Genomic DNA, 25,999 nt, shown 5'->3' with positions numbered 1-25,999 from the left:
CGGAGGCGTTCAGGTGGCTGGTGCCCCTCGCAGTCTTCAAAACTGTTGCGGCCCGGTACCCGGGCCGGGCGGGTTCGATTCCCGTCCGCCTCCGCCAACCACACCACCGAAGGGGACGAGCGTGGACGATCATCGGCGACGCGTACCGCGTACCGATGTGGTTCTGGCTGACGCCCGGCTCCGCGCCGCGGCCGACCGTCTGGGCCGGACCGCCGTCAAGGCCGCGGTCGTCGCCGCGCAGCAGCGGGCCCGCGCCGGTGAGATCGCGCCCGAGCAGGTCGTGGAGGTGGCGGTGGCGGGGCTCCCGGCGACCGCGGGCGGCCTGCGGACCGTCCTCAACGCCACCGGCGTCGTGCTGCACACCAACCTCGGCCGGGCCGCCCTGTCCCCAGCGGCGGCCGAGGCGGTCGTCGCGGCCAGTGGCTACACAGACGTCGAGCTCGACCTGGGCACCGGGCGGCGGGCGCGGCGCGGGCGCGACGCGCTGGCGGCGCTGGCGGCTGCGGTCCCGGACGCCGGCGGCGTCCACGTGGTCAACAACGGCGCGGCGGCCCTGGTGCTGATCGCCACCGCCCTCGCCGCCGGCCGGGAGATCGTGGTCAGCCGGGGCGAGATGGTGGAGATCGGTGACGGCTTCCGCCTGCCCGACCTGCTGGCCTCCACCGGCGCACGGCTGCGGGAGGTGGGCACGACGAACCGCACGTCGGCCGCCGACTATGCCGCTGTGATCGGCCCGCAGACCGGGTTCGTGCTCAAGGTGCACCCGTCGAACTTCGTGGTCCGCGGCTTCACCAGCGAGGCCCGCATCGCCGAGCTGACCGGGCTCGGCGTGCCGGTCGTCGCCGACATCGGCTCCGGCCTGCTGCGACCGGACCCGCTGCTGCCGGACGAGCCGGACGCGGCCGGCACCCTGCGCGACGGTGCGGACCTGGTGGTGGCCAGCGGCGACAAGCTGCTCGGCGGCCCGCAGGCGGGTCTGCTGCTCGGCGACGCGGACCTGATCGAGCGGCTGCGCCGGCACCCCCTCGCCCGGGCGTTGCGGGTGGACAAACTGACCCTTGCCGCGCTGGCCGCCACCCTCACCGGTCCGGTCACCCCGACGTGGCACGCGCTGCGCGCCGATCCCGCCGCGCTGCGCGAGCGCACCGACCGGCTTCGCCGCCGGATCAGCGTGCCGGCCGAGGTGGTCGAGTCGGTCGCGGTGGTGGGCGGCGGCGGCGCACCCGAGCTCACGCTGCCGTCGTGGTCCTTGTCATTGCCGGAGGGGTACGCCCGGAGCCTGCGTCTCGGGACTCCGCCCGTGGTGGGCCGGGTCGAGCGCGGCCGGCTGCTCCTGGATCTGCGGTGCGTGCCGGCGGAGCTGGACGAGGCGGTTGCCCGGGCCGTTGACGCCGCCGCGCAGCTGGACGAGGCGGTGGCCCGAGCCGCCGACGCCGCCGCGTCGATGGACGAGGCGGTGGCCCGAGCCGCCGCGGAGCGCTGACGTGCACGTCGTCGCCACCGCCGGGCACGTCGACCACGGGAAGTCCACGCTGGTCCGGGCGCTGACCGGGATGGAACCGGACCGCTGGGCCGAGGAACGCCGCCGCGGCATGACCATCGACCTGGGCTTCGCGTGGACCACCCTGGGCGCGGGGACGACAGTGGCCTTCGTGGACGTGCCGGGGCACGAGAAGTTCGTACCGAACATGCTGGCCGGGGTGGGTCCGGCGCCGGCGGCGATGATCGTGGTGGCCGCCGACGAGGGGTGGATGCCGCAGTCGGCCGAGCACCTGGTGGCGCTGGACGCGCTCGGGGTGCGGCACGGCCTGCTCGTGGTCACCCGCTCCGACCTGGCCCCGCCGGCACCCGCCCTGGCGCAGGCCACGTCGGAGATCGCGGCGACGTCGCTCGGCACGGTCGAGGCGGTGGCCGTCAGCGGGCGCACCGGTGCGGGGCTGGACGAGCTGCGGGCGGCCCTGGAACGCCTGGTCGGCGCGCTGCCGGCACCGGACGGTGAGGCGCCGGTGAGGCTCTGGGTGGACCGGTCGTTCACGATCCGGGGCGCCGGGACGGTGGTGACCGGCACGCTCGGCGCGGGCACCCTGCACACCGGTGACGAGCTGGAGCTGACCGGCCTGTCCCGGCCGGTGCGGGTGCGCGGGCTGCAGGTCCTCGGGTCGCCGGTGCCGTCGGCCGGCGCGGTGGCCCGGGTGGCGGTCAACCTGCGCGGCGTCGACAAGGATCAGGTGGCTCGCGGGGCCGCGCTGCTCACGCCGGGACGGTTCCGGCTCACCGAGGTGATCGACGTGCGGGTGCATGGCGACCCGGTGGCCGAGCTGCCGGCCACGATCACGCTGCATGCCGGGTCGGCGGCGGTCCCGGTGCGGGTGCGGCCGCTGGGCGCGGACACCGCCCGGCTGCGGCTGGCCCGGCCGCTGCCGCTGCGGATCGGCGACCGGGCGCTGCTGCGGGACCCCGGCGCGCACCGGGTGGCCGGCGGCGTGGTGGTGCTGGACGTGGCGCCACCCGCGTTGAACCGGCGTGGCGCAGCCGCGCGGCGCGCGGCGGACCTGGCGGCGATGAGCGGCGTCCCGGAGCTGGCCGGGGAGCTGCGCCGGCGGCGGCTGGCCCGGCGGGAGGACCTGGTCCGGATGGGGGTGCCGCCGGCGGGGGCGGCTCCGGTCGCCGGTCCCTGGTTCGCGGACCCGGAGCACTGGGCGGACCTGGGCGACCGCCTCACCACCGAGGTCGCCCGGCACGCCGCCGAGAACCCGCTCGAGGAGGGCACGCCCCTCGAGGACCTGCGACGCCGGCTCGGCCTGCCCGACCGGGCCCTGGTCGAGGCGCTGCTCCGGCCGCCGCTGCGGATCGCGAACGGGCGGGTCGCAGCCGGTCCGCCGGCAGCCCCGGCGGACCTGGTCGCGGCAGTGCGGCGGGCCTTCGACGACCCGGACGAGCGGCCGTTCGCCGCGCCCGAGGCGAACCGGCTCGCCGAGCTGGGCCTGGGGGTGCGCCAGATCGGCGCGGCGGTCCGGGCCGGCCTGGTCGTCCGGCTCACCGGCAACGTGCTGCTGCCGGCCGGCGCGCCGGGCCGGGCCGCGGAGGTGCTGGCCGGGCTCCCCCAGCCGTTCACCTTGAGCGAGGCCCGGCAGGCGCTCGGCACCACCCGGCGGGTCGCGGTGCCACTGCTGGAGCTGCTCGACCAGACCGGCGTGACCCGCCGCCTCCCCGACGACCGCCGCACCCTGACCTGACCCGGCGTGGCGCCGGCGGTGCGACTACTTGCGTGTGAAGTTGCGGCCCGATACGCACCCGAACTTCACACACGGCGCGTTCGCGGCTCGCCCGATCGCGTGATTCGGGCGATCATGGCTGGTCAGGCCACCGCGACCGCGGCAACACGCGGTGGAGGGGTCAGGCCTGGCGGACGGAGGTCAACTCGGCCAGGCCGGAGATCTCCAGCAGCGGGGCCAGCAGCGGCCCGGTCAGCACCTGGATCCGCTCGGCCTGGGCGAAGAGCGCGGCCAGCCCGGCGCTGTCCAGGTATTGCACCGCGGTGAGGTCGACGAGCAGCCGATCGCTGGCGGCCGTCGCCGCGTTCAGCGCTTCCGCGAACGTCTCCGCGTTGCTCATGTCGATCTCGCCGACGGCGGTGAGCACCGCCGCGCCGTCGGGCCCGGAACCGGTGGTGAGGGTGAGCGCGGTGGTCATTGGGCGATCCTTGCCTGCATGTCGACGATGGTTCCGGACGTTCCGGAAGTGATGGTGACCCCCTGCATGAACGCCTGCATGAGTTTGATCCCACGTCCCCGGTACGGGTTCGTGGCCGGGTCGGGAATCTTCCACTCGCCGCTGTCCGAGATGCGCAGGCGCAGGTTGCCGGCGGTGGCCGCGGCGCGCAGCCGGATCCGGCCGCCGGGCCGCTGCCGGTGACCGTGTTCGATCGCGTTGGCGCACGCCTCGCCGACCGCGACCAGCACGTTCTGGCTGGTGGCCGGGTCGATGCCGCACCGTTCGAGCCAGCCGCGCAGGGCTGAGCGCACCGGCGCGAGCCGGCCCGCCTCGGCCGGGAACTCCAGTTCCAGCGGGCCGGGGTGACGGTAGAGCAGCAGGGCGACGTCGTCGTCGTACCCGCTGTCCGGGGTGAGCCGGTCCATGATCTCGGTGGCCAGGTCCTCGATCGGGCTCTGCAGGCCGTGCCGGACGGCGACGGTGGCCTCCTCGATGCCGGCGCTCAGCGGACGGCGGCGGCGCTCGACCAGGCCGTCGGTGTAGAGCAGCAGGGTGGCGCGGGCGGGCACCGTGTACTCCGCCTCGCGGCGGTCGCGCGTACGGCGTACCGCCACCGGGCAGGACCGGCCGTCGGCCAGCAGGTGGGTGGTGCCGTCCGGCAGCCCGACGATGGCCGGCGGGTGACCGGCGCTGGAGTACGCCAGCCGGCCGGTCTCCGGGTCGAGCACGCCGCAGAAGACGGTGGCGCAGGCGGCGCCGGGCAGCAGCGCGGCGAACCGGTCCAGGGCCATCAGCGTGCGCGACGGGCTGGAGTCCTGCAGCAGCAGGGCCCGGCAGGCGCTGCGGAGCTGGCCCATGACGGTGGCCGCCTGCAGGCCGTGCCCGACGCAGTCGCCGACGACGATGCCGATCCGGCCGTCGGCCAGCACAATCGTGTCGTACCAGTCGCCGCCGACCTTGAGCGGGCGGGTCGCCGGCTCGTACCGCACCGCGAAGCCGGCCGGCAGCTGGGCCGGCCCGAGGATGGCGCGTTGCAGGGCGAGGGCGGTCTCCCGCTGCTCGTCGATCTGGTGGATCCGGTGCAGGCCCTGGCTGATGTGGCCGGCCAGCAGCGCCAGCAGCGTCTGGTCCTGCGGGGTGAACGGGCGACCGTCGGCCAGCTCGATCCACAGGCCCATCGCGCCGTCCGGGTGTTCGAGGGCGATGCCGGTGCTGGACCCGGGCTCGGCGACCGGCGTCAGCACCGGCCGGTCACGCAGCGCCATGATGGTGCGGCGGCGCTCCTCCGGCAGGCCGGTCCAGCGCAGGGCCGGGTCGGTGGCGGTCACCGCGGGCGCGGCGTCGCCGTTGTAGACGGCCGTCAGCACGTACTTCGCCTGCCACAGTCCCTGCAGCTCGCGCAGCACCAGGGTGAGCGCCTCCTGGAGGTTCTCCGCCTGGGACAGGCGCATGCCCAGCGCCGCCAGTGCGCTGTCCCGCTGCACCGCGTAGTGCTCGGCGGTGACGTCCCGGAACGTGCCGACGATGACGCGCTGGCCGGTGTCCGGGTCGTGCACCTGGTTGAACGCGGCCGCCACCCACAGCCGGCGGCCGTCCTTGTGCCGGACCGGGATGGTGTACGTCCCCTGCTGCTCGGCCAGCAGCATGGTGAACGCGTCGGCCACCTGCACGTGCGCGTCGCCGTCCGCTGTGGCGTCCGGCCACCACGGCGGCACCGGCGGGTACGGCAGGCCCTCCGGCCCGTACCCCAGGATGTCGGCGAAGGCCGCGTTGATCTCGATGACCGCGCCGTTCTCGTCGCAGACGAAGAACGCCTCCTGCAGCGAGTCGATCAACGCCGTGCGCCAGCGCGCGTGGTGGTTGCGCAGCCGGGCCAGCTGCACGTTGCCCCGCACCCGGGCGAGCAGCTCGGCCGCGGAGAACGGCTTGAACAGGTAGTCGTCCGCGCCGGCCTCGAAGCCCTCGATCGACGCCTCCTGACCGGCCCGCGCCGAGAGCAGCAGCACCGGTGTGCCCGCCGTCCGCGGATCCGAGCGCAGCGCCGCGACCAGCTGCAGACCGTCCATCCGGGGCATCATCACGTCGCTGACCACCAGCTCGGGCACGTCGGCGCGGGCCGTCTCCAGGGCGGCCCGCCCGTCGCTGACCGCCGTCACCCGGTGGCCGGCCGAGCGCAGCAGCCGGGTCAGGTAGTCGCGCATGTCGGCGTTGTCGTCGGCGACCAGCACGGCCGCGCCGCCGCCCGGCTGCGCGGCGCCGTCGATCGTGACGCCGTCGCTCGCCGGTGACAGCGCCGACCCGTCGTCCTGCAGCTCCGGGCCCGCGTCCTCCGGCAGCCAGCGCAGCGCCTCCTGCAGGAACGGGTCGGCGTTGGTGGCGAACCCGGCGCCGTCGCCCGCCGAGACCAGGGCCTCCGCGGGCAGGTGCGCCTTGCCGAACGGAACCTGGACGGTGAAGGTCGTGCCCCGCCCGACGGTGCTCTGCGCGCCGATCGTCCCGCCGTGCAGCCCGACCAGCTCCTGCACCAGAGCCAGGCCGATCCCGCTGCCCTCGTTGGACCGGGACCGGGCGTTCTCGATCCGGTGGAAACGCTCGAACAGCCGGGGGATCTCGTCCGCGGCGACGCCGATCCCGGTGTCGGCGACGGTGAGGACGGCACTGCTGCCCATCGCGCGCAGGGTGACCCGGACCCCGCCCTCGAAGGTGAACTTGAGCGCGTTGCTGAGCAGGTTGAGGACGACCTTCTCCCACATGCCGCGGTCCAGGAGGACCGGCTCGGGCAGGGTCGGGCAGTCCACCTCGAACGACAGCCCGGCGCGCTCGATCGCCGAGCGGAAGACGCTGGCCAGCTCGGCGGTGGCCGCGGCCAGGTCGACCGGCTCGAACCGCGCCTGCATCCGGCCCGCCTCGATCCGGGAGAAGTCGAGCAGCGCGTTGACCAACCGGCCCAGGCGCAGCCCGTTGCGGTGGATGACCTCCAGTTCCTCACCGACCCACGGCTCGGCGTCGGCCAGCCCGGTGCGCAGCTCGTCCAGCGGGCCAAGAATCAGGGTCAGCGGGGTACGGAACTCGTGGCTGATGTTGGAGAAGAAGGCGGTCTTGGCCCGGTCCAGTTCGGCCAGCTCCTCGGCCCGGCGCTGCTGGGCCTGATAACTGCGGGCGCTGGCGATGCCCGCCGCCACGTGACCGGCGGTCAGCTCGACGAACCCGCGGTAACCGTCGTCGAGCGGCCGGTACCGGTTCAGCCCGGCCGCCAGGAACCCGTACGGCACGCCGCCCTGGCGCAGCAGCGGCACCACGAGCGCCCGCTGCGGCGGTTCCGGCCAGTCGCCACCGGGCAGGCCGTCCTGCTCCAGGGTGACCAGGACCGGTTCGCCGTCGGCCAGCGCCGCCGCCGGCCAGACCGCGTCCTTGTCGCCGGCCGGGAGCTCCGCGGGGGCCATCGGGTGCCCGGCGGAGATGCCGGTGGCGGCCGCCAGGTACGCGTCGCCGTCCTCGGCGAACAGATAGGTCAGGGTGAACGGCAGATCCCGCAGGTTGCGGCCGAGCTGGTGGCCGGCGAAGGCCAGCATCTCCTGCTCGGTGCGGACCACGCTGGGGTCGGAGCCGAGGTCGCGCAGGGTGGCCATCCGGCGCTCGCCGATCACCCGCTCGGTCTCCTCGCTGACCACGCACAGCATGCCGACCAGGGCGCCGTCGTCGTCGCGCAGCGGGCTGTAGGAGAACGTGTGGTACGACTCCTCCGGATATCCGGAGCGCTCCACGAACAGCAGCAGCGCCTCGTCCCAGGTCGCCTCGCCGGTGGTCAGCACGGTGTCGATGCGGGGGCCGATGTCGTCCCAGATCTCCGCCCACACCTCGCCGGCCGGCCGGCCCAGCGCCCACGGGTACTTGTCGCCCAGGGTGTCCCGGCGGTACGCCGCGTTGCAGAAGAACGTCAGCTCCGGCCCCCACGCCATCCACATCGAGAACCGCGACGACAGCAGGATGCTGACCGCGGTCTGCAGGCTCTGCGGCCAGTCGTCCGGTGGGCCGAGCGGGGTCGCCGCCCAGTCGACCGCCGCGAGGTCGGCGCCGACCTGCTGGTCCACGGCGAAGACCTCGATCCCGCTTCCTGGTGACGGCCGGCGTCCGCTCCCGCTCATCGCTGTCGTCGTCTCCTTATCAGCAGCCGTCCCGAAGGTAACCGCTCTTGTACCCCAACCGGGAACCGGGTCACTCCACCGGCGCATTTCCGGCCGGCGATGTGATCCTTGTCCTGGAGCAGGGGATTCGGCGCGAGGCCGGTGCGGCGACGATCGACGCGGGGATGCCGGTCGTCTGCGGCCGGGGCCTTCGACGGGGTGGACGTCGCCGCCGCCTGAACTACATTGCGGGAAACGCGAAACGTGAGGCGGCCCTCGATCGTTGACTCTCGATATGGGGACACGCACGAGTAGTTTTCGGACACATCGGACGGCGCTGTGTTGACCGTCTCGCGACGCCCGCTCGCCGGGGTGCTCGTCGCGCAGGCCTGCACGCTGTCCGCCAGCCGGATCCTGGCGCTGGCCGTGCCCTGGCTGCTGCTGACCGGCACCGACGACCCGGGCCGCGCCGCCCTGCACGCCGGCGTGGTGGTCTTCTTCCAGACCGCTCCCTACGCGCTGACCCAGGCGCTGGCCGGCCCGCTGCTCGACCGCTGGGGGCCACGCCGGATCAGCGTCGCCGGCGACCTGGTCTCCGCCGCCCTGCTGGCGCTGCTGGCCCTCACCCCGCAGGCGCCGGTGTGGCTGATCGCCGTGGTGCTGGCCGGGGTGGGCGCCGCGGACGGCCCGGCCACCGCGGCGAAGCGGCTGCTCGTGCCGGTCGCCACCACCGCCGCCGGGCAGCCACTGACCCGCGGCGCCGGGCTGGCCATCGCCCTGGAACGCGCGGCCACGGCCTTCGGGCCGGCCCTCGCCGGATGGCTGGTGGCCCTGGCCGGTGGGGCGCCGGCCCTGTGGGTCACCGCGGCGCTGCTGGGGGCCGCGGCGCCGATCGCCGCGGTCACGTTCACCGACCCACCGGCCGACCCGGAGCCCGAGGGGTACGGGACCCGGCTGCGCGAGGGCGCCGCCTATCTGCGCCGGCACCACTTCCTGCGGTCGCTGGCCGTGATGTTCACCGTGACGAACCTGCTGGACCAGGCGCTGATCAGCGTGCTGCTGCCGGTCTGGGCCCGCACCGGCGGGCACGGCCCGGCGGTGATCGGGCTGGCGCTCAGCGCGGCCGGGGCCGCCTCGGTCTGCTCGGCGCTGGTCACCGCGTGGATCGGCGCCCGCCTGCCACGCCGGGCGACCTATGTGGTCGCGGTGGTGATCAGCGGGCCGACCCGTCTCGTCGTGCTCGCCCTCGGCTGGCCGCCGGAGGCGGTGATCGCGGTCTGGGTGCTCGCCGGGCTCGGGTCCGGCCTGTTCAACCCGCTGCTGGAGACGCTGCAGATCGAGTCCGTCCCGGCGGCGTTGCGCGGCCGGGTGCTGACCCTGATCAACGCCCTCGCGTGGGCCGGGATACCGCTCGGCGGGCTGGTCGGGGCGGCGCTGCTGACCGGCGCGGGACTGCCCGCGGCGCTCGGGATCTGCGGGGCCGCCTATCTGGTGGCCGTCCTCTATCCGGCCCGGCGGATCAGCAGCCGCTCCCCCGCGGCGGTGGCGGCGGCCGGGACGGAGGCGCCCGCGGTCCGGGTGCCCGCGCAGCGCCGGCCGGCGCCGGAACGCCGGATCACCACGTCGGTGCCGCCACCGGCGCGGATTGCCGGCCATGACGACCACACCCGCCGGCACACCGTACGCCGCACGATGACCACCCGCTGAGCGCGCCGCACGTTTCGCGCGGTACGCCAGCACGCACCAAACCGGTCGTCGGGACGGGCACCGGCCTGCCGGACGGATTCGAGCGGTTCGCCGCGAAGGAGCACGGAGCACCGCAGCGCCGTTCTGGGGAAGCCGGAAACGGTCCCGCAGGCGACGGTCAGCGAGTGAGTTGCCGGACGCGATCAGCAGCACCGGCACCGCGGCTGTCAACCTGCGGAAACCACCTTCTTAGACCTCCTTACGGTACGACCTCGGGCGGTCAGCCGAACCAGCCCGGCACGTCGACCCGTAATCCCCCGTCCGGCACGACCCGCCGCAGCGACGACTCCAGCGCCGCGACCTGCTCGGAGCCGAGTTGCCGGATCCAGCGCGCCCGCAGGTCGTCGAAGATCTCCGCCGACCTGGTCAGCGAGTCGAGGCCGCGCGGGGTGAGCCGGATCAGCTTGCGCCGAGCGTCGCGCGGGTCGTCCACGCGGTCGACGTAGCCGAGTTCGGCGAGCCGGTCGACGGTCTTGCCGGCGGCCTGTTTGGAGACGCCGAGGCGGCGCCCGATCTCACTGGCGGTCGCGCCGTGCACGCCGATCGCCTGCATCGCGAACCCGTAGGCCGGGCGCACCTGCGGGTGCCCCTGCTCGGCCAGCTCGGCGTGCAACTGGTCGATCAGTGACCGGAACGCGGCCAGCAACAGCAGGGGCAGCTCGAAGCCCGCCGGCTCATCGTCAGCCATTGGTAAACCCGACAACCTGGTTTACTGTTTCGACAACCATGTTGACGATTCTAACGGAGTTCGCATGTTCCCTCAGCACACCGTCGAATCCGCCCCCGCCGGCTCCCGGCGGTTGATGCAGTCGACCGTCGAGCACCTCGGCCACCTGCCCCCGGCCGTGGCCCGGCTCGCCGAGTCACCCGAGATGCTCGGCGGGTTCCTGCAGGCCAGCGGCCTGTTCGAGACCAGCACCCTCGACCCGCTCGGCCGGGAGGTGGTGGTCATGACGATCGCCACCCGCAACGACTGCCGGGTCTGCGTCGCCATGCACACCGGGCGCCTGCGCGACCTGGACGCCGACCCGGCACAGATCGCCGCGCTGCGGACCGGGCAGCCGTTGGACGATCCGCGACTGGAGGCGCTGCGGCAGTTCACCCTGCGCGTGCTCGCCACCGCCGGCGAGGTGCCGCAGGACGAGGTGGCCGAGTTCCTGGACGCCGGCTTCACCACCCGCAACGCACTGGAGGTGGTGCTGGGCATCGGCACGTACACGATGTCCACGCTGGCGAACCGCCTCGTCCGCGCCTGAACCGCTTTCAAGATCCAGGGCTGATTTCGACCATCCACAATGGCATGATGCTTCGACGATCTTGATTACGGGGGATTTCGCATGCATCTGTTCAAACGTTTCGCGGTCGCTGCCGCCACGACGCTGCTCTCGGTGGGCGCCGCCGTCACGCCCGGCGCTCCGGCCTCGGCGGCGGTGAACGCCACGTACAACATCTGGATCTGGAACATCGCCGGCTCGAGCATGCACGGCGGCAGCACCACCGACGGCCTGATCACCGCGGCCGCGAACTCGATCGTGAACCGGGACGCCGACTTCGTGGCGCTCAACGAGATCTGTGAAGGTCAGTACCACGCGCTGATCAGCCGGCTGCGGGAACTCAACTACCCGGCCGACGACAGCAACTTCGCGCGGTTCTCGCCCACCAACGACGCGGTGGAAGGCTGCGTGCCGGGTGCGGGCAAGACCCAGCCCGGCGGCAACGCCGTCTTCAGCCGGTTCCCGCTGAACGGTGCCCAGCGCTGGACGCTGCCCTCGGACACCAGGCCCGAGCAGCGCAACCTGACCTGTGTGGCGCCGACCGCGCAGCCCAAGATGCACTTCTGCACCACACACATCACCACGAACAACGAGACCGCGCCGAACGGCAAGCAGTACAACGAGAACCAGCTCGACTTCGTGCTCGGCAAGATGGAAGCCTTCAACAGCGCGGGCGACACGGCCGTCATCGGTGGCGACTTCAACGGCCAGCCGCATTACGGGCGTCTCAACAACTGGTATTCGCCCACGCTGAACGTGGCCAACAACGGCGGCAACACCGGCGCCTACCGGGAGCTCGACGACAACGACTCGGGCAACTGCCCGGGTTACGGCGAGTGGACCGCGGCCGGGACGCCCGGCGCCACCCCGCCCTGCGGCGGGCTCTCCAAGATCGATCTGATCTTCGCCCGGCAGAGCCGGCTGGTCGGCTCCTACAGCAGCGACTCGCTGAGCATCTCGACGGCCTGTTCCGGCATCCCGGCGACCTCCGCCTACCCGGCCGGCTCCTGCTCCGACCACCGCATCGTCATCGGCACCGCCACCGTCTCCATCGGCTGACACCCGCGACGGCCCCCGGAGCACCCGCCGGGGGCGGTCGCGTTCGCCAGGTGGTCTGGGAATCGGCACCTGCACGATGGCCACGCCGGCGAACCGCCTCGCCGCGCCTGAATCCGCCCGAGTGAAACCTGTCGTACCGTCTCGCTAGCCTTCCGCGCATGCTGTTCGGGAGAAAGCGCAGGTCGTCCGAGCGGGACCTGCCGGCACTCGAGACGGACCCGACCAGCGGGCAGTGGGTGTCCGCGCAGGGCCTGCTGTGGATGAGCCGGTCCCCGGTCGAGGCAGGCTGGTGGAGCGCGGTGCACCAACAGCACGCACGGACCGGCTGGTGGCCGCTGTTCTTGAACAGCCTGGACCCCGGCGCGCCGCTGCGGCCCTGGGAGAGCGGCGAGCTCGATCGGCGCCAGGTCACCAGCGATCCCAGCGACCACGACCCCGCCGTGCTGCTCCGCGACTGGTTCGCGGGCCAGGTCCCGCCCGACGACGAGCTCGACGAGGCGCGCGAGATCGTCGCGCCCTTTCTCGACGGCTGGCCGGGCATGGCGCCACCCGGCACCGGGCCGGACCCGGACGAGCACGCCGCCGACATCGCCGAGCTGCTGGTCGACTTCGACCGGGTCACCGGCGCCCGGCTCGGCCTGGTCCGGTGCACGCGCGGCGCCGACGTCCCGGCGCTGGTCGGCTGGGCCGGCATGGTGAACCATGAGGGTGACACCGCCAAGATCTCCGCGGTGCTGCGAAGCTGGGAGGACCGGTTCGGCGCCCGGCTGATCGTTCTCGGCTTCGACACGATGACGCTGAGCGTGGCGGCCCCACCGCGAGACCTCGCCCACGCCCGGCTGGTCGCCGCCGAGCATCTGGCCTTCTGCCCGGACAACATCACTCAGGGCACCGCGTCCCTGGAGGACTACGCGGCTGAGTTGGCCGGAGCCGAGCAGTGGGACTTCTGGTGGGACTGACCACACAACCGCCCGCTCACGGCTGGTACGGCGGTGCGACCCCCCATCCCCACTTCGGCACCGGGGCGTCGCGCACCACGTCCGCGCCGGGCTGGGAGTTGAGTTTGGCCAGCCGGGTGCCCCATTCGATGTACCCGAGGAACGCGGCGCGGAACTCCGGGTCCTCGGGCAGGCCGACCTCGTCTGCGGCGTCCTGGATGAGGTTCACCCAGCGCCGCCGCTGGGGCTCGCTGATCGCCATGCCCACGTGCATGGCCACCATGTGCGGGTAACCCCCGTGCTCGGCGGTGTAGGCCGCCGGGCCGCCGAACACCTCGGCCAGCCAGACCGCCACGGCGCGGGCGTGTTCCGGTGGCATCCGTTCGAACAGGGGCGCGAGCAGATCGTCCTTCACCACGCGGGCGTAGAACGCGTCGGTGAGTCGCACGAACGCCTCGGTGCCCCCGGCCCACTCGTACAGCGTCGTCTCCGTCATGCCGGACAGCCCATCAGGGGCATCGATCAATCCGCAAGTACGAACATAATGGTGCGTGCTCGAGCGAGACAGCTGTCCGGTGGAGGTGACCGTCGACGTGATCGGCGGCCGATGGCGCACGGTGATCCTGGCCCGGTTGAAGGAGGGTGTGAGTCGTTACGGTGAGCTGCGCCGCAAGGTGCCCGGCATCAGCGAGAAGATGCTCACCCAGCGGCTGCGCGAGCTGGAGGCCGACGGCCTGGTGTCCCGCCGCGACCTCGGCACTGTCCCGCCGCACGTGGAGTACGAACTGACCGACGAGGGCCGCAGCCTGATCCCGGTCCTGCAGGCCATGTACGACTGGGGCGTGGCCCGCACCGCCCGCACCGCAGACAGCTGAGCCCTCTGTGTGTGAACTTCGGGTCCATATCGAGCCCGAAGTTCACACACTCCGATTGCCGGGCGGGTGTGTGAACTTCGGGTTCGTATCGAGCCCGAAGTTCACACAGCCGAGGGGTGGAGGGGTCAGGCGGGCAGGGTCCACTTCTGGTTGGCGCCGCCGTGGCAGTCCCAGATGTGGATCTGCTGGCCGTCGGCGGAGCTGTTCTGGCTGACATCCAGGCAGCGCCCGGACTGCGGGTTGCGGACACTGCCGTCGGCCTGCGCGGTCCAGCTCTGCGCACCGGAACCGTTGCAGGTCCACAGCTGGACCTTGGTGCCGTTGGCGGTCGCGCCGCCGGCCACGTCGAGGCACTTGCCCAGCGCCCGCAGGGTGGTGCCCTGCCGGGTCCAGTTCTGCGCCGTGCTGCTGTTGCAGGTCCAGAGCTGGATCTTCGTACCGTCGGCGGTGGCGCCCCCGGCGACATCGAGGCACTTGCCGGCCAGGCCCTTGATCGGCGTCGAGGTCACCGGCGGCGGGCCGCCCAGCTCCTTGATCCGGATGTTGCGGAACGAGGCCTCGTCGCCGTCGCCGTGGTTCTGGATGCCGATGTGGCCGGCGAGCGAGCGCACCGGGTCGGTGTTGGTGAAATCGTTGATCTGTACGCCGTTGAGGAACACCCGCAGCCGTTCCCCTTCGACGAGCAGCTCATAGGTGTTCCAGGCGCCGGCCGGGTTCAGTGCGGCGTCGCGGGCCGCCAGGTCCGCCGATTTGAACGTGTAGACCGCGCCGGTGGTGCGGTCGGCGGCGTCGGTGGCGTCGATCTGCACCTCGTATCCGTTGTTCACCGCGGACCACGGGTCGCTCGACGGCGGGAAGCCCAGGAAGACGCCGGTGTTGTCGTCGCCGGCGAGCCGCCAGTCCAGCTTGAGGGAGTAACTGGTGAACTGCTTCGCGCTGTACCAGTAGAGGCCCATCCCGCCGGTCGAGGTGAGTGTGGCGTCGGCGCTGGTGAACGCGCCGGGACCGGCCTGCGACCAGCCGGTGGTCGAGCCGTTGTAAAGCGGCGTGTAGCCGGTCTCCGGCCGGCAGTCCGCCTTGGCCTGGCCGGCCGCGTACCGGATGCCGCCGAGGAGGTGGGCGCGGAAGGCGCTGTCGGCGTACGACGCCACGGTGTGCCCGCCACCGGTGTAGAAGGAGCGGCCACCCTGGTACGGCTTGCACCACGCGTGCGGGTGGTCGGCGCCCATCCTGCCGCCGGAGTACGACGACTCGTCCAGAGTGGCCAGCACGTGCGCGGTGGAGCGGGCGTTGGTGCGGTAGTCGTACCACTCGTCGGTGCGGTTCCAGACCTGCGGCAGGTGCGCGGTGGCCGCGTGCGCCCGGTCCTCGACCTTGACGTTCGCGGGTTGGATCGCCGGGTGCGAGGCGAACCAGGCGCCGACGAGCTCGCCGTAGAACGGCCAGTCGTATTCGGTGTCGGCGGCGGAGTGCACCCCGACATAGCCACGCCCGGAGCGGATCCAGGTCTCGAACGCGCTCTGCTGGGCGGCGTTCAGCACGTCACCCGTGGTGTTCAGGAAGATCACGGCCTCGTACGAGGACAGGCCCGCCGCGCTGAACACGGCCGGGTCCTCGGTGGCGGTCACCGTGAAGCCGTTCGCGGCGCCCAGTTCGCGGACCGCCTGGGTGCCGGCCGCGATCGAGTCGTGCCGGAACCCGGCCGTCCGGGAGAAGACCAGCACGTCGTACGGGGTGTCGGCGTGCGCGGCGACCGGCACCCCCAGCGTCGCCGCGATCATGGCGAGGAGCAGCAGGGTTCTTCTCATGACAGCACCCACTTCTGGTTGGCCGCCCCGCTGATGCAGTCCCAGATGTGGATCTGTTGACCGTCGGCGGAGCTGTTCTGGCTGACGTCGAGGCAGCGGCCGGACTGGGGGTTGCGGATCGTGCCGTCGGCCTGCGGCGCCCAGTTCTGCGCCGTCGAGCCGTTGCAGGTGTAGAGCTGCACCTTGGTGCCGTTGACGGTGGCGCCACCGGCCACGTCGAGGCACTTGCCCAGCGCGCGGAAGGTCTGGCCGGTCCGGGACCAGTTCTGCGCGGCGGAACCGTTGCACGTCCAGAGCTGGATCTTGGTGCCGTCGGCGGTGGCCGCCCCGTTGACGTCGAGGCACTTGCCGGCCAGGCCCCGGATCGGCCCGGCGGTGGCGGTGGCGCTGTTCAGTGTGAAGGCGTCCACGTCGAAGAGCGCGCCGGTGCCGCCGGCGAAGGTGAGGTACAGGGTGGTGGTGCCGGCCGGCGCCCCGGTCACGGTGCCGGTGACATTGGTGAAGGTCTCCCAGCCGCCGGTCACCGGCACGGTGGCCGAGCCGAGCACGGTCCCGGTCGGCGAGCCGGCCCGTATCTGCAGGGTGCCGCCGGTCCCGCCGGACGAGACCCGGGCGGTGAAGGACGTGACGGTGCCGAGCTGGTACGGGTCGAAGGCGATCCAGTCCCCGTTCTGGATGTCACCGACGGTGCGGCCGCCCTCGGCCGGGGTCTTGGTGAACGTGCTCACCCCCGACGAGGTCTTGAAGTGCTCGGCCTGCCGGTGCCGAGGCTGCAGGATGTGCTGCTTGTGCGTGGTGAGCCCGGACGCGTCGGTGTATTCCGCGTCGAAGACCGCGAAGATGTTCGCCGCCTCGTCGTGCTCGCCGTCGACCGGAATGGTGATCACACCGGTGCAGCCGTTCGCGGAGGTGATCTGGTGACCGTGGCTGTCGTGCCCGAGGACGTAGGTCATCTTCGCCCGGCTGCAATTGATCGTGCCGTCCTCCGGGTCGCTGGGCGTGAACGAGAAGGGCACCGTGTCGCCGTACGCGAAGAGCTGCCCGTCGCCCGGCGTGCTGATCGTGATCGACGGCGCGGTGTTGCCCACCCCGATCTGCACACTCGCCGTGCCGGTCGCCCCCTGCGGGTCCCGGACCGTCAGCGTCACGTTGTAGGTGCCGTTCGACGCGTACGTCTTGGTGGGGTTGGCCGCGGTGGACGTGGTGCCGTCACCGAAGCTCCAGGAGTGGGTCAGCGCACCGCCCTCCGGGTCGGCGGAGCCGGCCGAGGAGAAGGCGACGGTGAGCGGCGCCTGGCCGGAGGTCTTGTCGGCGGTGGCCACCGCGGTCGGCGCCCGGTTGCCGCCACCCACGTAGTCGTACCGGTAGAGCGCGGAGTTGGCGTCGCCGTTGAAGTAGCCGGTGCCGTAGTCCAGCACGTAGAGCGAGCCGTCCGGGCCGAACGCCATGTCCATCACCTGTTTGCCGCCCCACGCGAAGTCGGCGATCTCGCCGACCGCGCCGTCCACGCCGACATGGATCGGCTTGATCCAGCCCCGGCCGAGCTCGCCGGCGAAGAAGTGGCCGTCCAGCGTCTGCGGGAACTTGGTGGCCGACGGGTTGGCGGCGTCGTAGCGGTAGACCGGGCCGGCCATCGGCGACTCGGAGCCACCGCCGAACGCCGCCGGGCTGCCCGCGTCCCCGGCGTAGCGGATCCAGGCCGGGCGGGCCGGCGGCAGCGTGGTCTGGCCGGTGTTGCGGAACGAGTTGTTGGTGGCCCCGCCCGCACAGTTGTACTTCGGCCCGGTCGTCCCGGTGGCGAAGTTCCACTCGTTGTAGGTCTCGGTGGTGGTGTTCGTGCCGGTGCAGTACGGCCAGCCGTAGTTGCCGGCGCTGGTGATCCGGTTGAACTCGACCTGACCGCTGGGCCCCCGGCCGGCGTTGGTGGAGCCCGCGTCCGGGCCGTAGTCGCCGAGGTAGACCACGCCGGTGGCCTTGTCCACGCTCATCCGGAACGGGTTGCGGAAGCCCATCGCGTAGATCTCCGGGCGGGTGTTGGCCGTCCCGGACGGGAACAGGTTGCCGCTGGGGATCGTGTACGAGCCGTTCGCGTTCACCTTGATCCGCAGCACCTTGCCGCGCAGGTCGTTGGTGTTGCCGGCGGTGCGCTGCGCGTCGTAGGCGGGGTTGCGGTTGGTGCGCTCGTCCAGCGGTGAGTACCCGGCCGAGTCGAACGGGTTGCTGTCGTCGCCGGTGGACAGGTACAGGTTGCCGGCCGCGTCGAAGTCGATGTCCCCGCCGACGTGGCAGCAGATCCCCCGGGTGGCCGGCACGTCGAGCACGGTGACCGCGCTCGCGGTGTTCAGCGTCCAGTCGGCGTTGAGGGTGAAGCGGGCCAGCCGGTTGACGCCGTTCCACGCGGAGAAGTCGGTGCCGGTGATGGGCGCGTCCCCGGCGGGCGTGGACAGCGGCGGCGCGTAGTAGAGGTAGATCTGCCGGTTGGTGGCGAAGCCCGGGTCGACGCCGACGCCCTGCAGGCCTTCCTCGTCATGGGTGTAGACCGGCAGCGTGCCGATCACGGTGGTGGCGCCGCCGGCGTCGGTGCGCCGCAGCGTGCCGTTGCGGGCGGTGTGCAGCACGGAGCGGTCCGGCAGCACCGCGATGGCCATCGGCTCGCCGACCTCGGCGACCCCCTTGGCGAGGGTGACCTGCTGGAAGTCGGCTGGGTTGACGGGGTGGGCGGAGGCCGGCGGTGGCGCGGCCAGGATCAGTGATGGAAGCAGGAGCAGCGATCCGAGGACGGAGAGACCGCGTCTGAGGTGCATGGCAGGTCCACATTTCTGATGGACGCCAGGTGCGGGGACCTGCGCCGACACACCGACCCTGGCAGAGGGGAAGCGGGACCGAGGGGGAGTCTCGCCTGGTTCCTCGGACATTAAGCACTTTCGATGATCCTGTCCATACTTTCATCGAGATCGGCGAAAGTCCGGAACCGGGGCGCCGCCGGCCGGCGGCGCCCCGCCCGCGCTACGACCTGGACGGAGTCGGGCCCGGGACCGGCGGAGTGCCGCTGATCGCCAGCTCCGAGCTGGGGAAGGGGCTGAACGACGGGTTGATGTCGCTCTCACCGGCGCCGCCGTCGCAGCGCCGGTCCGGGTTGAACATCAGGTAGGTGCCGCTGCTGCAGGCGAACGCGATCTCGGCGTCCCCGCCGACCACCACGGTGCCGGACAGGTTGGCGCCGCTCTGGATCAGCGCGTTGTCCCTGACCACCGCGTTGCCGCCGACGGTGCCGCCGTTGACCCAGCCCAGGCCCTCGATCCGGGCGTTGCCGGTGACGGTGCCGGCCATCACGGCGGCCTTCGGCCCGACGTACGCGGTGGACGCCACGGTCGCGTTGCGGGCGACCCAGCCGCCGCCGTTGGTGTGCCAGCGCCCGCCGTTCGCCGGCGCGGGCTTCACGTGACCGGGCTCGAACCCGGACGGCGTCGCCCCGGAGAGCCGGAACTCGTAGGGGAAGCGGCGCGCCTTGGGGTAGCCGTCGAGGAAGGCGTAGTGCGGCACCGCGCTGGGCGTACCGGTGACGACCAGCCAGACCTCGCTCTCACCGGACTGGAGCTGGAAGTCGATCTGCCCGTCCGTGCCGGTCTGCAGCGGCGAGTAGCGCGGGGTGCCGCCCCGGACCGCGACCAGGCCGAACGTCCAGCCGGTGGCGCCGGTCTCGGCGTGCCCCTTGAGCCGGAGCCGGACCAGCCCGCCGTCGCTCGACGGCACCAGCTTGATCTTGTTGAAGCCGTAGTCGGAGGGCGCCTGCCGGGCGCTGATCCGGTAGTGGCTCTGGCTCTGGTCGACCGCCTCGACGTTGCCGCCGTTGTACGCGGTGAGGAACCCCCGCCCGTACACGTTGTTGATGAACGGCATCAGCGTCGACCGGTTGCCGAAGTCGTAGGTGACGGTGCGGGTCGCGTACTCACCGACCCGGCGGTTGAGCTCGGTCTGGCTGATGCCGGTGATCCGGCGGTAGGTCTCCAGCGGGTGTTCGGTGTTCCGGGCCTCGTTCCAGATCCGGTTGAACATCGCCAGGCCGTCACGGTCCTTGATGTACTGCGCCAGCATCCAGGCGCCGTAGTGGTGGCGGCTGGAGCTGTAGTAGAGGTTCTCCGAGCGCAGCCACCGGGTCAGGTCCCCGGCCGCGGTGGTGGGCAGCGCCTGCATGGCCATGAACTCGGCGCCGGCCTCCCAGAACGTGCCGGCCCAGGCGGCGGTGAACCCGAATCCCGGGCGGCCGAGGAACGTGTAGTTCTGGAACACGTGGGCCAGCTCGTGCGCCAGCCCCCACGAGCCGGGCAGCGCCGCGCCGGGCGCCACGTTGATGACGCCGACCCGGCCGTCCACCGAGCCGCCGGTGGCCCACGCGTTCAGCTCGGTCCGGTTCCAGGTGTTCGTGATGATCACGATGATCTTGTGCTCGGCGAGGAGCCCGGTCTCCGGCGTGAACTTCATGGTGTCCACGTAGAAGCTGTAGAGGTTCTCCAGCTGCGTGATGATGTTCGCCGGGTCGAAGGTGTAGGGCGACGGGGCCGACTGCGGGTTGCTGCCGGACTTCTCCCCCCAGAGCAGGATGAAGTTGTCGGACTCCCGGGTGCGCTCGGCGGCCCACGGCACCTCGCCGGTCTGGGTCCACCGGGCCGGGATGTAGACGGTCTTGGCGGCGGCCGACGCGCGGGACATCACCTGCGGTACGAGCGAGACGCCGGCGAGCAGCGTCAGGGCGACCGCGGCGACGAGCAGCAGGCGCCGCCGTCGCGATCGGGCAGGGGGTAGCTGCATGGCTGGTGACACCATCCGATCAATGAGGCCGCGACGGATCGCGGTGGGGATACCGGGCCACCGGCGACTGGGGGGTCGTCGATGGCCAGGCCTCTATGTCGGGGCCACTCTGGTCTACGAAAACGTTTTCGGCAAGCGTCGTGGGAGCGATTCCACGACTACTGCCGGCGCACCAGCGGGGCGGCGATCTCCCGAGCGCTCGCCGTCCACGGCGTCGGGCGCATGGTGGCCGGGTCCAGCCGCACGTTGACCCGGCGGCCCTCCGCGAACACCGTGTCGCCGTCGGTGGAGACCACCCGGAACAGGTACTCCGCGCTGGTGCTGCCGAGCCGCTCCAGCCAGAAGTGCACGACCACCTCGCCGGTGCCGCGGACCGGCCGGTGGAACGTGACCGCGTACTCCCGGACCACGGTGAACGCGTCCGGCGTGGTCGGCCGGCCACCGGTGAACGAGACGCCGCGCTCCGCCCACCAGAGCGTCATCGCCCGCTCCACCAGCACGGCGTAGCGGGAGTTGTGCAGCACGCCCATGGCATCCAGGTCGTCGAAGTGCACGGGCATGCGCATCACGTCGCCATAGGCGACGGTCGCGGTGACAACGGTCATGACTTCTCCGAGCTCGAAGGAAGGATCGCCGGGTCGGCGGCGAGGGATCTGAGGTGGTCGAGCAGACCCTGGCGGGCCTGCCGATAGGTGGCGTCCGGCCCGAGCACCGGCGCCTGCATGACGGCGCAGACACCGAGCGCCTCGGTCTGATAGGCCAGCGCCGCCGGGTCCACGCCGGCCCGCACCTCACCGGCTGCGACCGCCTCGGCGGCCACCCGGGTCAGGAAGGTCATCCAGTCGGCCATCTCGGCCGCCAGCCGGTCGCGGATCACGCCGGGCCGCGCGTTGAACTCGAAGTGGGCGTTGGCGAAGAAGCACCCGCCGGGCAGGACCCGGGCCTCGTAGAACCCCATCCGGCGGTCGTGCACGGCCCACAGCCGGCGCAGCCCGGACGGCTCGGCGAGCGCGGGCCGCACGACGCGGTCGGTCCATTGCGCGCGGGCATGGTCGATCACCGCGAGCTGCAGCGCCTCCTTGGAGCGCCAGTGCGCGAAGAGACCGGACTTGCTGACCCCGAGGGCCTCGGCCACCTGGCTCAGCGACAGGCCGTCGAGCCCCGCCGAGGTGGCCAGCACCAGGGCCTGGTCGAGGACCGCCGTGCGGGTCCGCTCACCACGGGCCAGCCTGCCGTCGTACGTCATGGGGGTCAGCCTATAAATAAGACCGACCGGTCGTAAATATAATTCGGCTCACCGTCGCCGATGACCTCCCCGGCGGCTTCGCCGGTGGCCGGCGAGCAGCAGCGCGACCAGGCCGGCCACCGCCACCGGGATGAGCAGCAGCGCGATCGGCGGCAGCGCGAACGAGGAGACCGGCGCGGGCGGCGGCGCCGCGACCGGGGCGGGGGCGGCCGGCACACGGGACGGTGACTTCGAGGGCGCCGGCGACTTCAGGTCCGACTTGATCACCGAGAGGATCCACGGCGCCACGAAGTCGACCCGCGTCGCGATGTCCGGGCCGGTGTGCGGGCAGTCCGGGCCCCGGCTGACCACGCCGACCACGACCGGACCGCTCTTGGTCTCGGTGAAGTACGGGCCGCCCGAGTCGCGTTCGCACGGGCTGGTGCTCTGCCGGGGCGCGACGCCGGACAGCCCCATCTCCGACCTGCTGACCGAGGTGACCTCGAACTCTCCGGTGCGCAGCCGGTCCGGCGTCCGCTTGGCGCCGGGACTCGTGAACCCGTACCCGACGAGGCGGGCCGACAGGCCGGTGGCCGGCTTCTTGCGATGCAGCCGCAGCGGGGTGATGCCGGTGATCGGCCGGTCCAGCCGGACGAGCGCGACGTCCGCCCGGCCGTGCTGGCGCACCTCCACCACAGTCGCGGTGAAGCCCGCCCGGCCGGTCAGATCGGCCCGGCCCACCGTGGCGGTGGTCTTCTCGGCCACCGTCCGCGACACCCGGTTGCCGTCCGGATCGCGGAAGCAGTGCGCCGCGGTCAGCACCCAGCGCGGCGAGACGAGGCCGCCCGAGCAGGAACTGTCCCGGGTGCCGCCGTCCGCGGTCGGGATGCCCCACTCGTTGATCTTGACAGCGAACGGGTACCGGCCGTCCGGCACCCGGTCCCCGTTCGCGATGGCGTGCGCGGGTGCGCCGAACAGCGCCGCCCCCACCTGGAGAGCGGCGAACGCCGCGACGATCTTCCGCTTCGTGCCCACCGGTCGTGCAGCGTAGATGCCGCGGGCAAGGGTAGTGCCGGTCACGCCTCCCTGACGGCCACCCCGCCGAAACGGTTGCATTTCCCCCTGGGTTCCGCCCTTCTCGAAAGTTTCGGCCCGGCAAACCACTTCCAAAACCCCCCTGGGGGTACGACCAAAGCGAAAGTTCCGCCGGGCGTTGACATGTACCGGGCGCGCCTCGAAGCTGAACATCGACCGCGATCGCTTTCCCCGCCTCTCCGGAAAGGAGAGTTCCAGTGATCACCGTTCGTTCCACGGTCCTCGCCGTCACCGCCGCGGCCCTCATCGCCGGCGGCGTGGCCGTCTCCCTCCCCCGAGCCACTCCCGCCCAGGCCGCCGCGGCCGTCGAGGACGAAGGGGCCGGCTGCCCCGCACCCGCCCTGCCCGACGCCGGCGCCCTGCCCACCGACGCCCGCCTCCCCGACCCGTTCCGCAGGCTCGACGGCACCCGGATCACCACGACCGGCGACTGGACCTGCCGGCGCAACGAGATCAAGAAGCTGGCCGAGAAGTTCGTCTACGGCGAGAAGCCGGCGAGGCCGCAGACCGTCACCGGCACCGTCACCAGCAGCTCCATCACGGTGAACGTGGCACACAACGGCCGCGGCTCCAGCTTCTCCGCCTCGGTGAGCCTGCCCAGCGGCACCGGCCCCTTCCCCGCCGTCGTCGTGCTCGGCGGGTTCGGCGCCGACACCGCGACGATCCGCTCCGCGGGCGCGGCCGTGATCAGCTACGACCCGTACGCGGTGGGCCGCGAGGGCACACCGCGGACCAACAAGCAGGGCGCGTTCTACAGCATCTACGGCAACACCAGCCCGACCGGCCTGCTCGCCGCCTGGTCGTGGGGAGTCAGCCGGATCATCGACGTCCTCGAGCAGTCCGGCGGCTCGATCCTGCGGGCCGACGCGACAGGCGTCACCGGCTGCTCCCGGTTCGGCAAGGGCGCGTTCGCCGCCGGCGCCTTCGACCAGCGGATCGCGCTGACCATGCCGATCGAGTCGGGCAGCGCCGGTGTGCCCATCTACCGCGGCATCCCCGGCGAGGGCGCACAGAGCCTGAGCAGCGCGTACGGTGAGCAGCCCTGGCTCGGCGACGCCTTCGGCTCGTTCACCGGCAACCCGAACCGGCTGCCGATCGACACCCACTCGATCGTCGCCATGATCGCGCCGCGCGGCCTGTTCGTGATGGACAACCCGCACATCACCAACCTGGGCCCCCGCTCGGCGAGTGTCGCCGCACTCGGCGGCGCCGAGGTCTACAAGGCGCTCGGCGCGGGCGGCAACATCACGTACTGGTCCGACGTCCAGAACGGCAGCCACTGCGCGAACCGCCCGGAGTGGACCGTGCCGCTCCAGCAGAACATCCGCAAGCACCTGCTGCGCACCGGCAACGACCCCGGGGCCGTCCGCATCTCCAGCCGGGCCGCCGGCAACCTGGCCGAGTGGCGTGACTGGACCACCCCGATCCTCGGCTCGTCGCCGCCCTCCCCCTCGCCGTCCTCCCCCTCCTCCTCGCCGTCCTCCCCGTCCTCCCCGTCGCCGTCATCGCCGTCGCCGTCGCCGTCGTCGCCCGGCCCCCAACCCGGTGGCTGCACCGCCTCGGTCGCGCTGAACTCCTGGAACGGCGGCTTCGTGGCGACGGTCAAGGTCACCGCCGGCTCGGCGCCGGTCGACGGCTGGACGGTGTCGGTGCCCCTCCCGGCCGGCGCCACCGTCACCAGCTCCTGGAACTCGAACCGGTCCGCCACCACCGGGGCCGTCCAGTTCACCAACGTCGCCTACAACGGCCGGCTCGCGGCCGGCGGCAGCACCGAGTTCGGCTTCCAGGCGACCGGCTCGGCGGGCGCGCTCAGCCCCACCTGCGCCGCCACCTAGACGCTGCGGGGAGGCCTGACTGGACCGGGCCTCCCCGCAGCCCTTTCCCCCGTCGGTCGCCCTCCGCGACGGTGGGCACCACGGGCGGCCACAAATTCCTTGCTATTCGCGGGATCAGCGTCGAACCGGGCACCGTCCGTAGCCGTACCCTCCACGGGGAATGATCGATGTGCCGCGAGGAGACGCAGTGGAGCGGGTGGGCTCAGAAGATCACGGCAGGGACACTCCGCCGTCGCTGCGCGTTGCGGGATATGTGACCGGCCACGCTGAGCACAGCGCCGACGAGGAGATCGCACGACAGGCCGACGGGGTCACCCTGCCCAACATCTCCGACTACTGGCCGGACGCGCCACACCGCCGGTCCGCCGCTGCACAGCCCGCCACCGAACGACTCGCCCCCGCACAGCCCGCGACCGAACGGCTCGCCCCCGCACAGCCCACCACCGAACGGCTCGGTGCCGCCGCCCGCCCCGGTGCCGGGGAGATGCCCGGTGACCCGCCGGCCTGGCAGGTGCTGCTGCCGACGACGCCGCGGCCGACGGTCCCCGGCCGGACCGGCCGAGGCGACGGCCTCCGAGCCCGGGTCGCGGACTGGACCACGAACGGCGACACCGGCAGCCACCCGCGGTGGCGTCGCCCGGTCCTCCTCGCCGGCCTCCTCGCACTGGTGATCGGCAGCGGCACAGTGCTGCTCGTGCGTACCGCCAACGACAACGACGACCGCCAGCAAGCCGTTCCACCACCGGCTCCCACCGTGTCGTCCGCCCCGGCACCGACCGGACCGGCCAACGTGGCACCGCCACCCCCGGCCGCCACCAGCACCAAGCCTTCCCCGACCGCCGAGCGCACCTCACCGGCACCGGCCGCCCCGCCGCCGAAGAAACCCCTCCCCGACCGGGTCCACTTCGTGCTGGCCGACGGCGTCACCGAACTCTCGGTCCGCACCGCCGACCTCGGCGACGACCCCTTCCGGGTCAGCACCGCACCGGACTCCGGGCTCGACGTCGACACGTCGTTCGACGACGGCCTGCTCCGCGTCGAGACCGACTCCGACGGCGACGGCACCGGCAGACTCGAGGTCCGGCTCAACCGGAAGATCATCTGGCATGTACAGCTGAACGCCGGGGTCCGGATCGGCGCATTCGACCTGGACAGCGGCACGGTGAGCCGGATCGACCTGGACGGCGGCGCCGAGCGCTTCGACATCTCGCTCGGCAGGCTCTTCAGCACGCTGCCGATCCGGATGACCGGCGGCGTCAACAAGTGGCGCATCGAGACGGCCGAGGAGGTGCCGGTCAAAGTCAACGTCGGCAACGGCGCCGGCGACGTGGACGTCTACGGCCGGTCCAGCGGCGGCGTGGGCGAGGGCGAGACCATCCGCTCCGGCAACGTGCGCGAGAACCCCGGTCTGGACATCGACGCCGCCGCCGGCCTCGGCTCCCTGAAGATCTTCAAAGACTGACCTGCGTGTGAAGTTCGGGTGCGCAACGAACCGCA

General features: G+C 72.4%; 19 protein-coding genes and 1 tRNA gene. 10 read left to right on the top strand and 10 right to left on the bottom strand.

The annotated features are described in order from the left end of the window. Window position 1: 1 nt before the first annotated feature. The 3 genes from AC0NH5_RS11985 (at window position 2) to selB (ending at window position 3,236) form a co-directional block, all read left to right on the top strand. Window positions 2–97 (top strand) — tRNA-Sec (locus AC0NH5_RS11985). A 24-nt stretch (window positions 98–121) separates the two neighbouring features. After that, entirely contained in the window at window positions 122–1,483 is a 1,362-nt protein-coding gene (selA, locus tag AC0NH5_RS11980; protein ID WP_474402756.1) for an L-seryl-tRNA(Sec) selenium transferase, read from the top strand. Window position 1,484: 1 nt separating this feature from the next. Then, the gene (selB, locus tag AC0NH5_RS11975) at window positions 1,485–3,236 is read left to right on the top strand and encodes a selenocysteine-specific translation elongation factor (protein ID WP_474402755.1); all 1,752 of its coding nucleotides are present in this window, start codon (window positions 1,485–1,487) and stop codon (window positions 3,234–3,236) included. A 160-nt stretch (window positions 3,237–3,396) separates the two neighbouring features. On the opposite strand, the gene AC0NH5_RS11970 is transcribed toward selB, so the two are convergent. Continuing rightward, window positions 3,397–3,693: an STAS domain-containing protein gene (locus AC0NH5_RS11970; RefSeq protein WP_474402754.1), complete on the bottom strand. Its 297-nt coding sequence runs from the start codon at window positions 3,691–3,693 to the stop codon at window positions 3,397–3,399. After that, complete coding sequence (locus AC0NH5_RS11965) at window positions 3,690–7,859, bottom strand: SpoIIE family protein phosphatase (protein ID WP_474402752.1); 4,170 nt, start codon at window positions 7,857–7,859, stop codon at window positions 3,690–3,692. Before AC0NH5_RS11965 ends, AC0NH5_RS11970 begins: the two co-directional genes overlap by 4 nt. Before the next feature lie 321 nt (window positions 7,860–8,180). Here AC0NH5_RS11965 and AC0NH5_RS11960 point away from each other — a divergent pair, with 321 nt between their 5' ends. After that, window positions 8,181–9,545, top strand: a complete 1,365-nt coding sequence (locus tag AC0NH5_RS11960; RefSeq protein WP_474402751.1) for an MFS transporter — start codon at window positions 8,181–8,183, stop codon at window positions 9,543–9,545. Window positions 9,546–9,804: 259 nt separating this feature from the next. Here AC0NH5_RS11960 and AC0NH5_RS11955 read toward each other — a convergent pair whose 3' ends face one another. Further along, window positions 9,805–10,272: a MarR family winged helix-turn-helix transcriptional regulator gene (locus AC0NH5_RS11955; protein WP_474402750.1), complete on the bottom strand. Its 468-nt coding sequence runs from the start codon at window positions 10,270–10,272 to the stop codon at window positions 9,805–9,807. Window positions 10,273–10,336: 64 nt separating this feature from the next. Between AC0NH5_RS11955 and AC0NH5_RS11950 the strand changes: the two genes are divergently transcribed. The 3 genes from AC0NH5_RS11950 to AC0NH5_RS11940 all read left to right on the top strand — a co-directional run bounded on the left by AC0NH5_RS11950 (window position 10,337) and on the right by AC0NH5_RS11940 (window position 12,876). Beyond that, a complete protein-coding gene (locus tag AC0NH5_RS11950) occupies window positions 10,337–10,840 on the top strand; it encodes a carboxymuconolactone decarboxylase family protein (RefSeq protein WP_474402749.1) in 504 nt (167 codons plus the stop codon). An 81-nt stretch (window positions 10,841–10,921) separates the two neighbouring features. After that, window positions 10,922–11,917 carry an endonuclease/exonuclease/phosphatase family protein gene (locus AC0NH5_RS11945; protein WP_474402748.1) on the top strand — a complete coding sequence of 332 codons (996 nt, stop codon included), beginning with the start codon at window positions 10,922–10,924 and terminating at the stop codon, window positions 11,915–11,917. Between the two features lie 158 nt (window positions 11,918–12,075). After that, window positions 12,076–12,876, top strand: a complete 801-nt coding sequence (locus AC0NH5_RS11940; protein ID WP_474402747.1) for a DUF4253 domain-containing protein — start codon at window positions 12,076–12,078, stop codon at window positions 12,874–12,876. Window positions 12,877–12,892: 16 nt separating this feature from the next. Here AC0NH5_RS11940 and AC0NH5_RS11935 read toward each other — a convergent pair whose 3' ends face one another. Beyond that, a complete protein-coding gene (locus tag AC0NH5_RS11935; protein ID WP_474402746.1) occupies window positions 12,893–13,351 on the bottom strand; it encodes a group II truncated hemoglobin in 459 nt (152 codons plus the stop codon). Between the two features lie 55 nt (window positions 13,352–13,406). On the opposite strand from AC0NH5_RS11935, the gene AC0NH5_RS11930 reads away from it, so the two are divergent. After that, window positions 13,407–13,730: a winged helix-turn-helix transcriptional regulator gene (locus tag AC0NH5_RS11930; protein ID WP_474402745.1), complete on the top strand. Its 324-nt coding sequence runs from the start codon at window positions 13,407–13,409 to the stop codon at window positions 13,728–13,730. Window positions 13,731–13,855: 125 nt separating this feature from the next. Here the strand turns inward: AC0NH5_RS11930 and AC0NH5_RS11925 are convergent, their stop codons facing one another. From AC0NH5_RS11925 to AC0NH5_RS11900, 6 genes are all read right to left on the bottom strand, one after another. Then, window positions 13,856–15,538 (bottom strand): ThuA domain-containing protein, encoded by a 1,683-nt coding sequence (locus AC0NH5_RS11925; RefSeq protein ID WP_474402744.1) that lies wholly within the window; start codon window positions 15,536–15,538, stop codon window positions 13,856–13,858. Further along, window positions 15,535–18,342: a PQQ-dependent sugar dehydrogenase gene (locus AC0NH5_RS11920; RefSeq protein WP_474402743.1), complete on the bottom strand. Its 2,808-nt coding sequence runs from the start codon at window positions 18,340–18,342 to the stop codon at window positions 15,535–15,537. Before AC0NH5_RS11920 ends, AC0NH5_RS11925 begins: the two co-directional genes overlap by 4 nt. A gap of 202 nt (window positions 18,343–18,544) precedes the next feature. Further along, the gene (locus AC0NH5_RS11915) at window positions 18,545–20,347 is read right to left on the bottom strand and encodes a DUF6055 domain-containing protein (RefSeq protein ID WP_474402741.1); all 1,803 of its coding nucleotides are present in this window, start codon (window positions 20,345–20,347) and stop codon (window positions 18,545–18,547) included. Window positions 20,348–20,505: 158 nt separating this feature from the next. Next, window positions 20,506–20,952 (bottom strand): acyl-CoA thioesterase, encoded by a 447-nt coding sequence (locus tag AC0NH5_RS11910; RefSeq protein WP_474402740.1) that lies wholly within the window; start codon window positions 20,950–20,952, stop codon window positions 20,506–20,508. Continuing rightward, a complete protein-coding gene (locus AC0NH5_RS11905) occupies window positions 20,949–21,593 on the bottom strand; it encodes a TetR/AcrR family transcriptional regulator (protein ID WP_474402739.1) in 645 nt (214 codons plus the stop codon). The genes AC0NH5_RS11910 and AC0NH5_RS11905 overlap by 4 nt, the downstream gene beginning before the upstream one ends. Before the next feature lie 48 nt (window positions 21,594–21,641). After that, complete coding sequence (locus tag AC0NH5_RS11900) at window positions 21,642–22,607, bottom strand: S1 family peptidase (RefSeq protein ID WP_474402738.1); 966 nt, start codon at window positions 22,605–22,607, stop codon at window positions 21,642–21,644. Between the two features lie 257 nt (window positions 22,608–22,864). Between AC0NH5_RS11900 and AC0NH5_RS11895 the strand changes: the two genes are divergently transcribed. Continuing rightward, entirely contained in the window at window positions 22,865–24,502 is a 1,638-nt protein-coding gene (locus AC0NH5_RS11895; protein WP_474402736.1) for a glucuronyl esterase domain-containing protein, read from the top strand. 196 nt (window positions 24,503–24,698) lie between these two features. Next, window positions 24,699–25,964, top strand: coding sequence for a hypothetical protein (locus AC0NH5_RS11890; protein ID WP_474402735.1), 1,266 nt, complete (start codon window positions 24,699–24,701; stop codon window positions 25,962–25,964). The last annotated feature ends 35 nt before the right edge of the window (window positions 25,965–25,999 follow it).

The sequence above is a fragment of the Actinoplanes sp. 13 genome, assembly GCF_056134165.1.
This window is presented reverse-complemented; position numbering and strand designations above follow the sequence as displayed.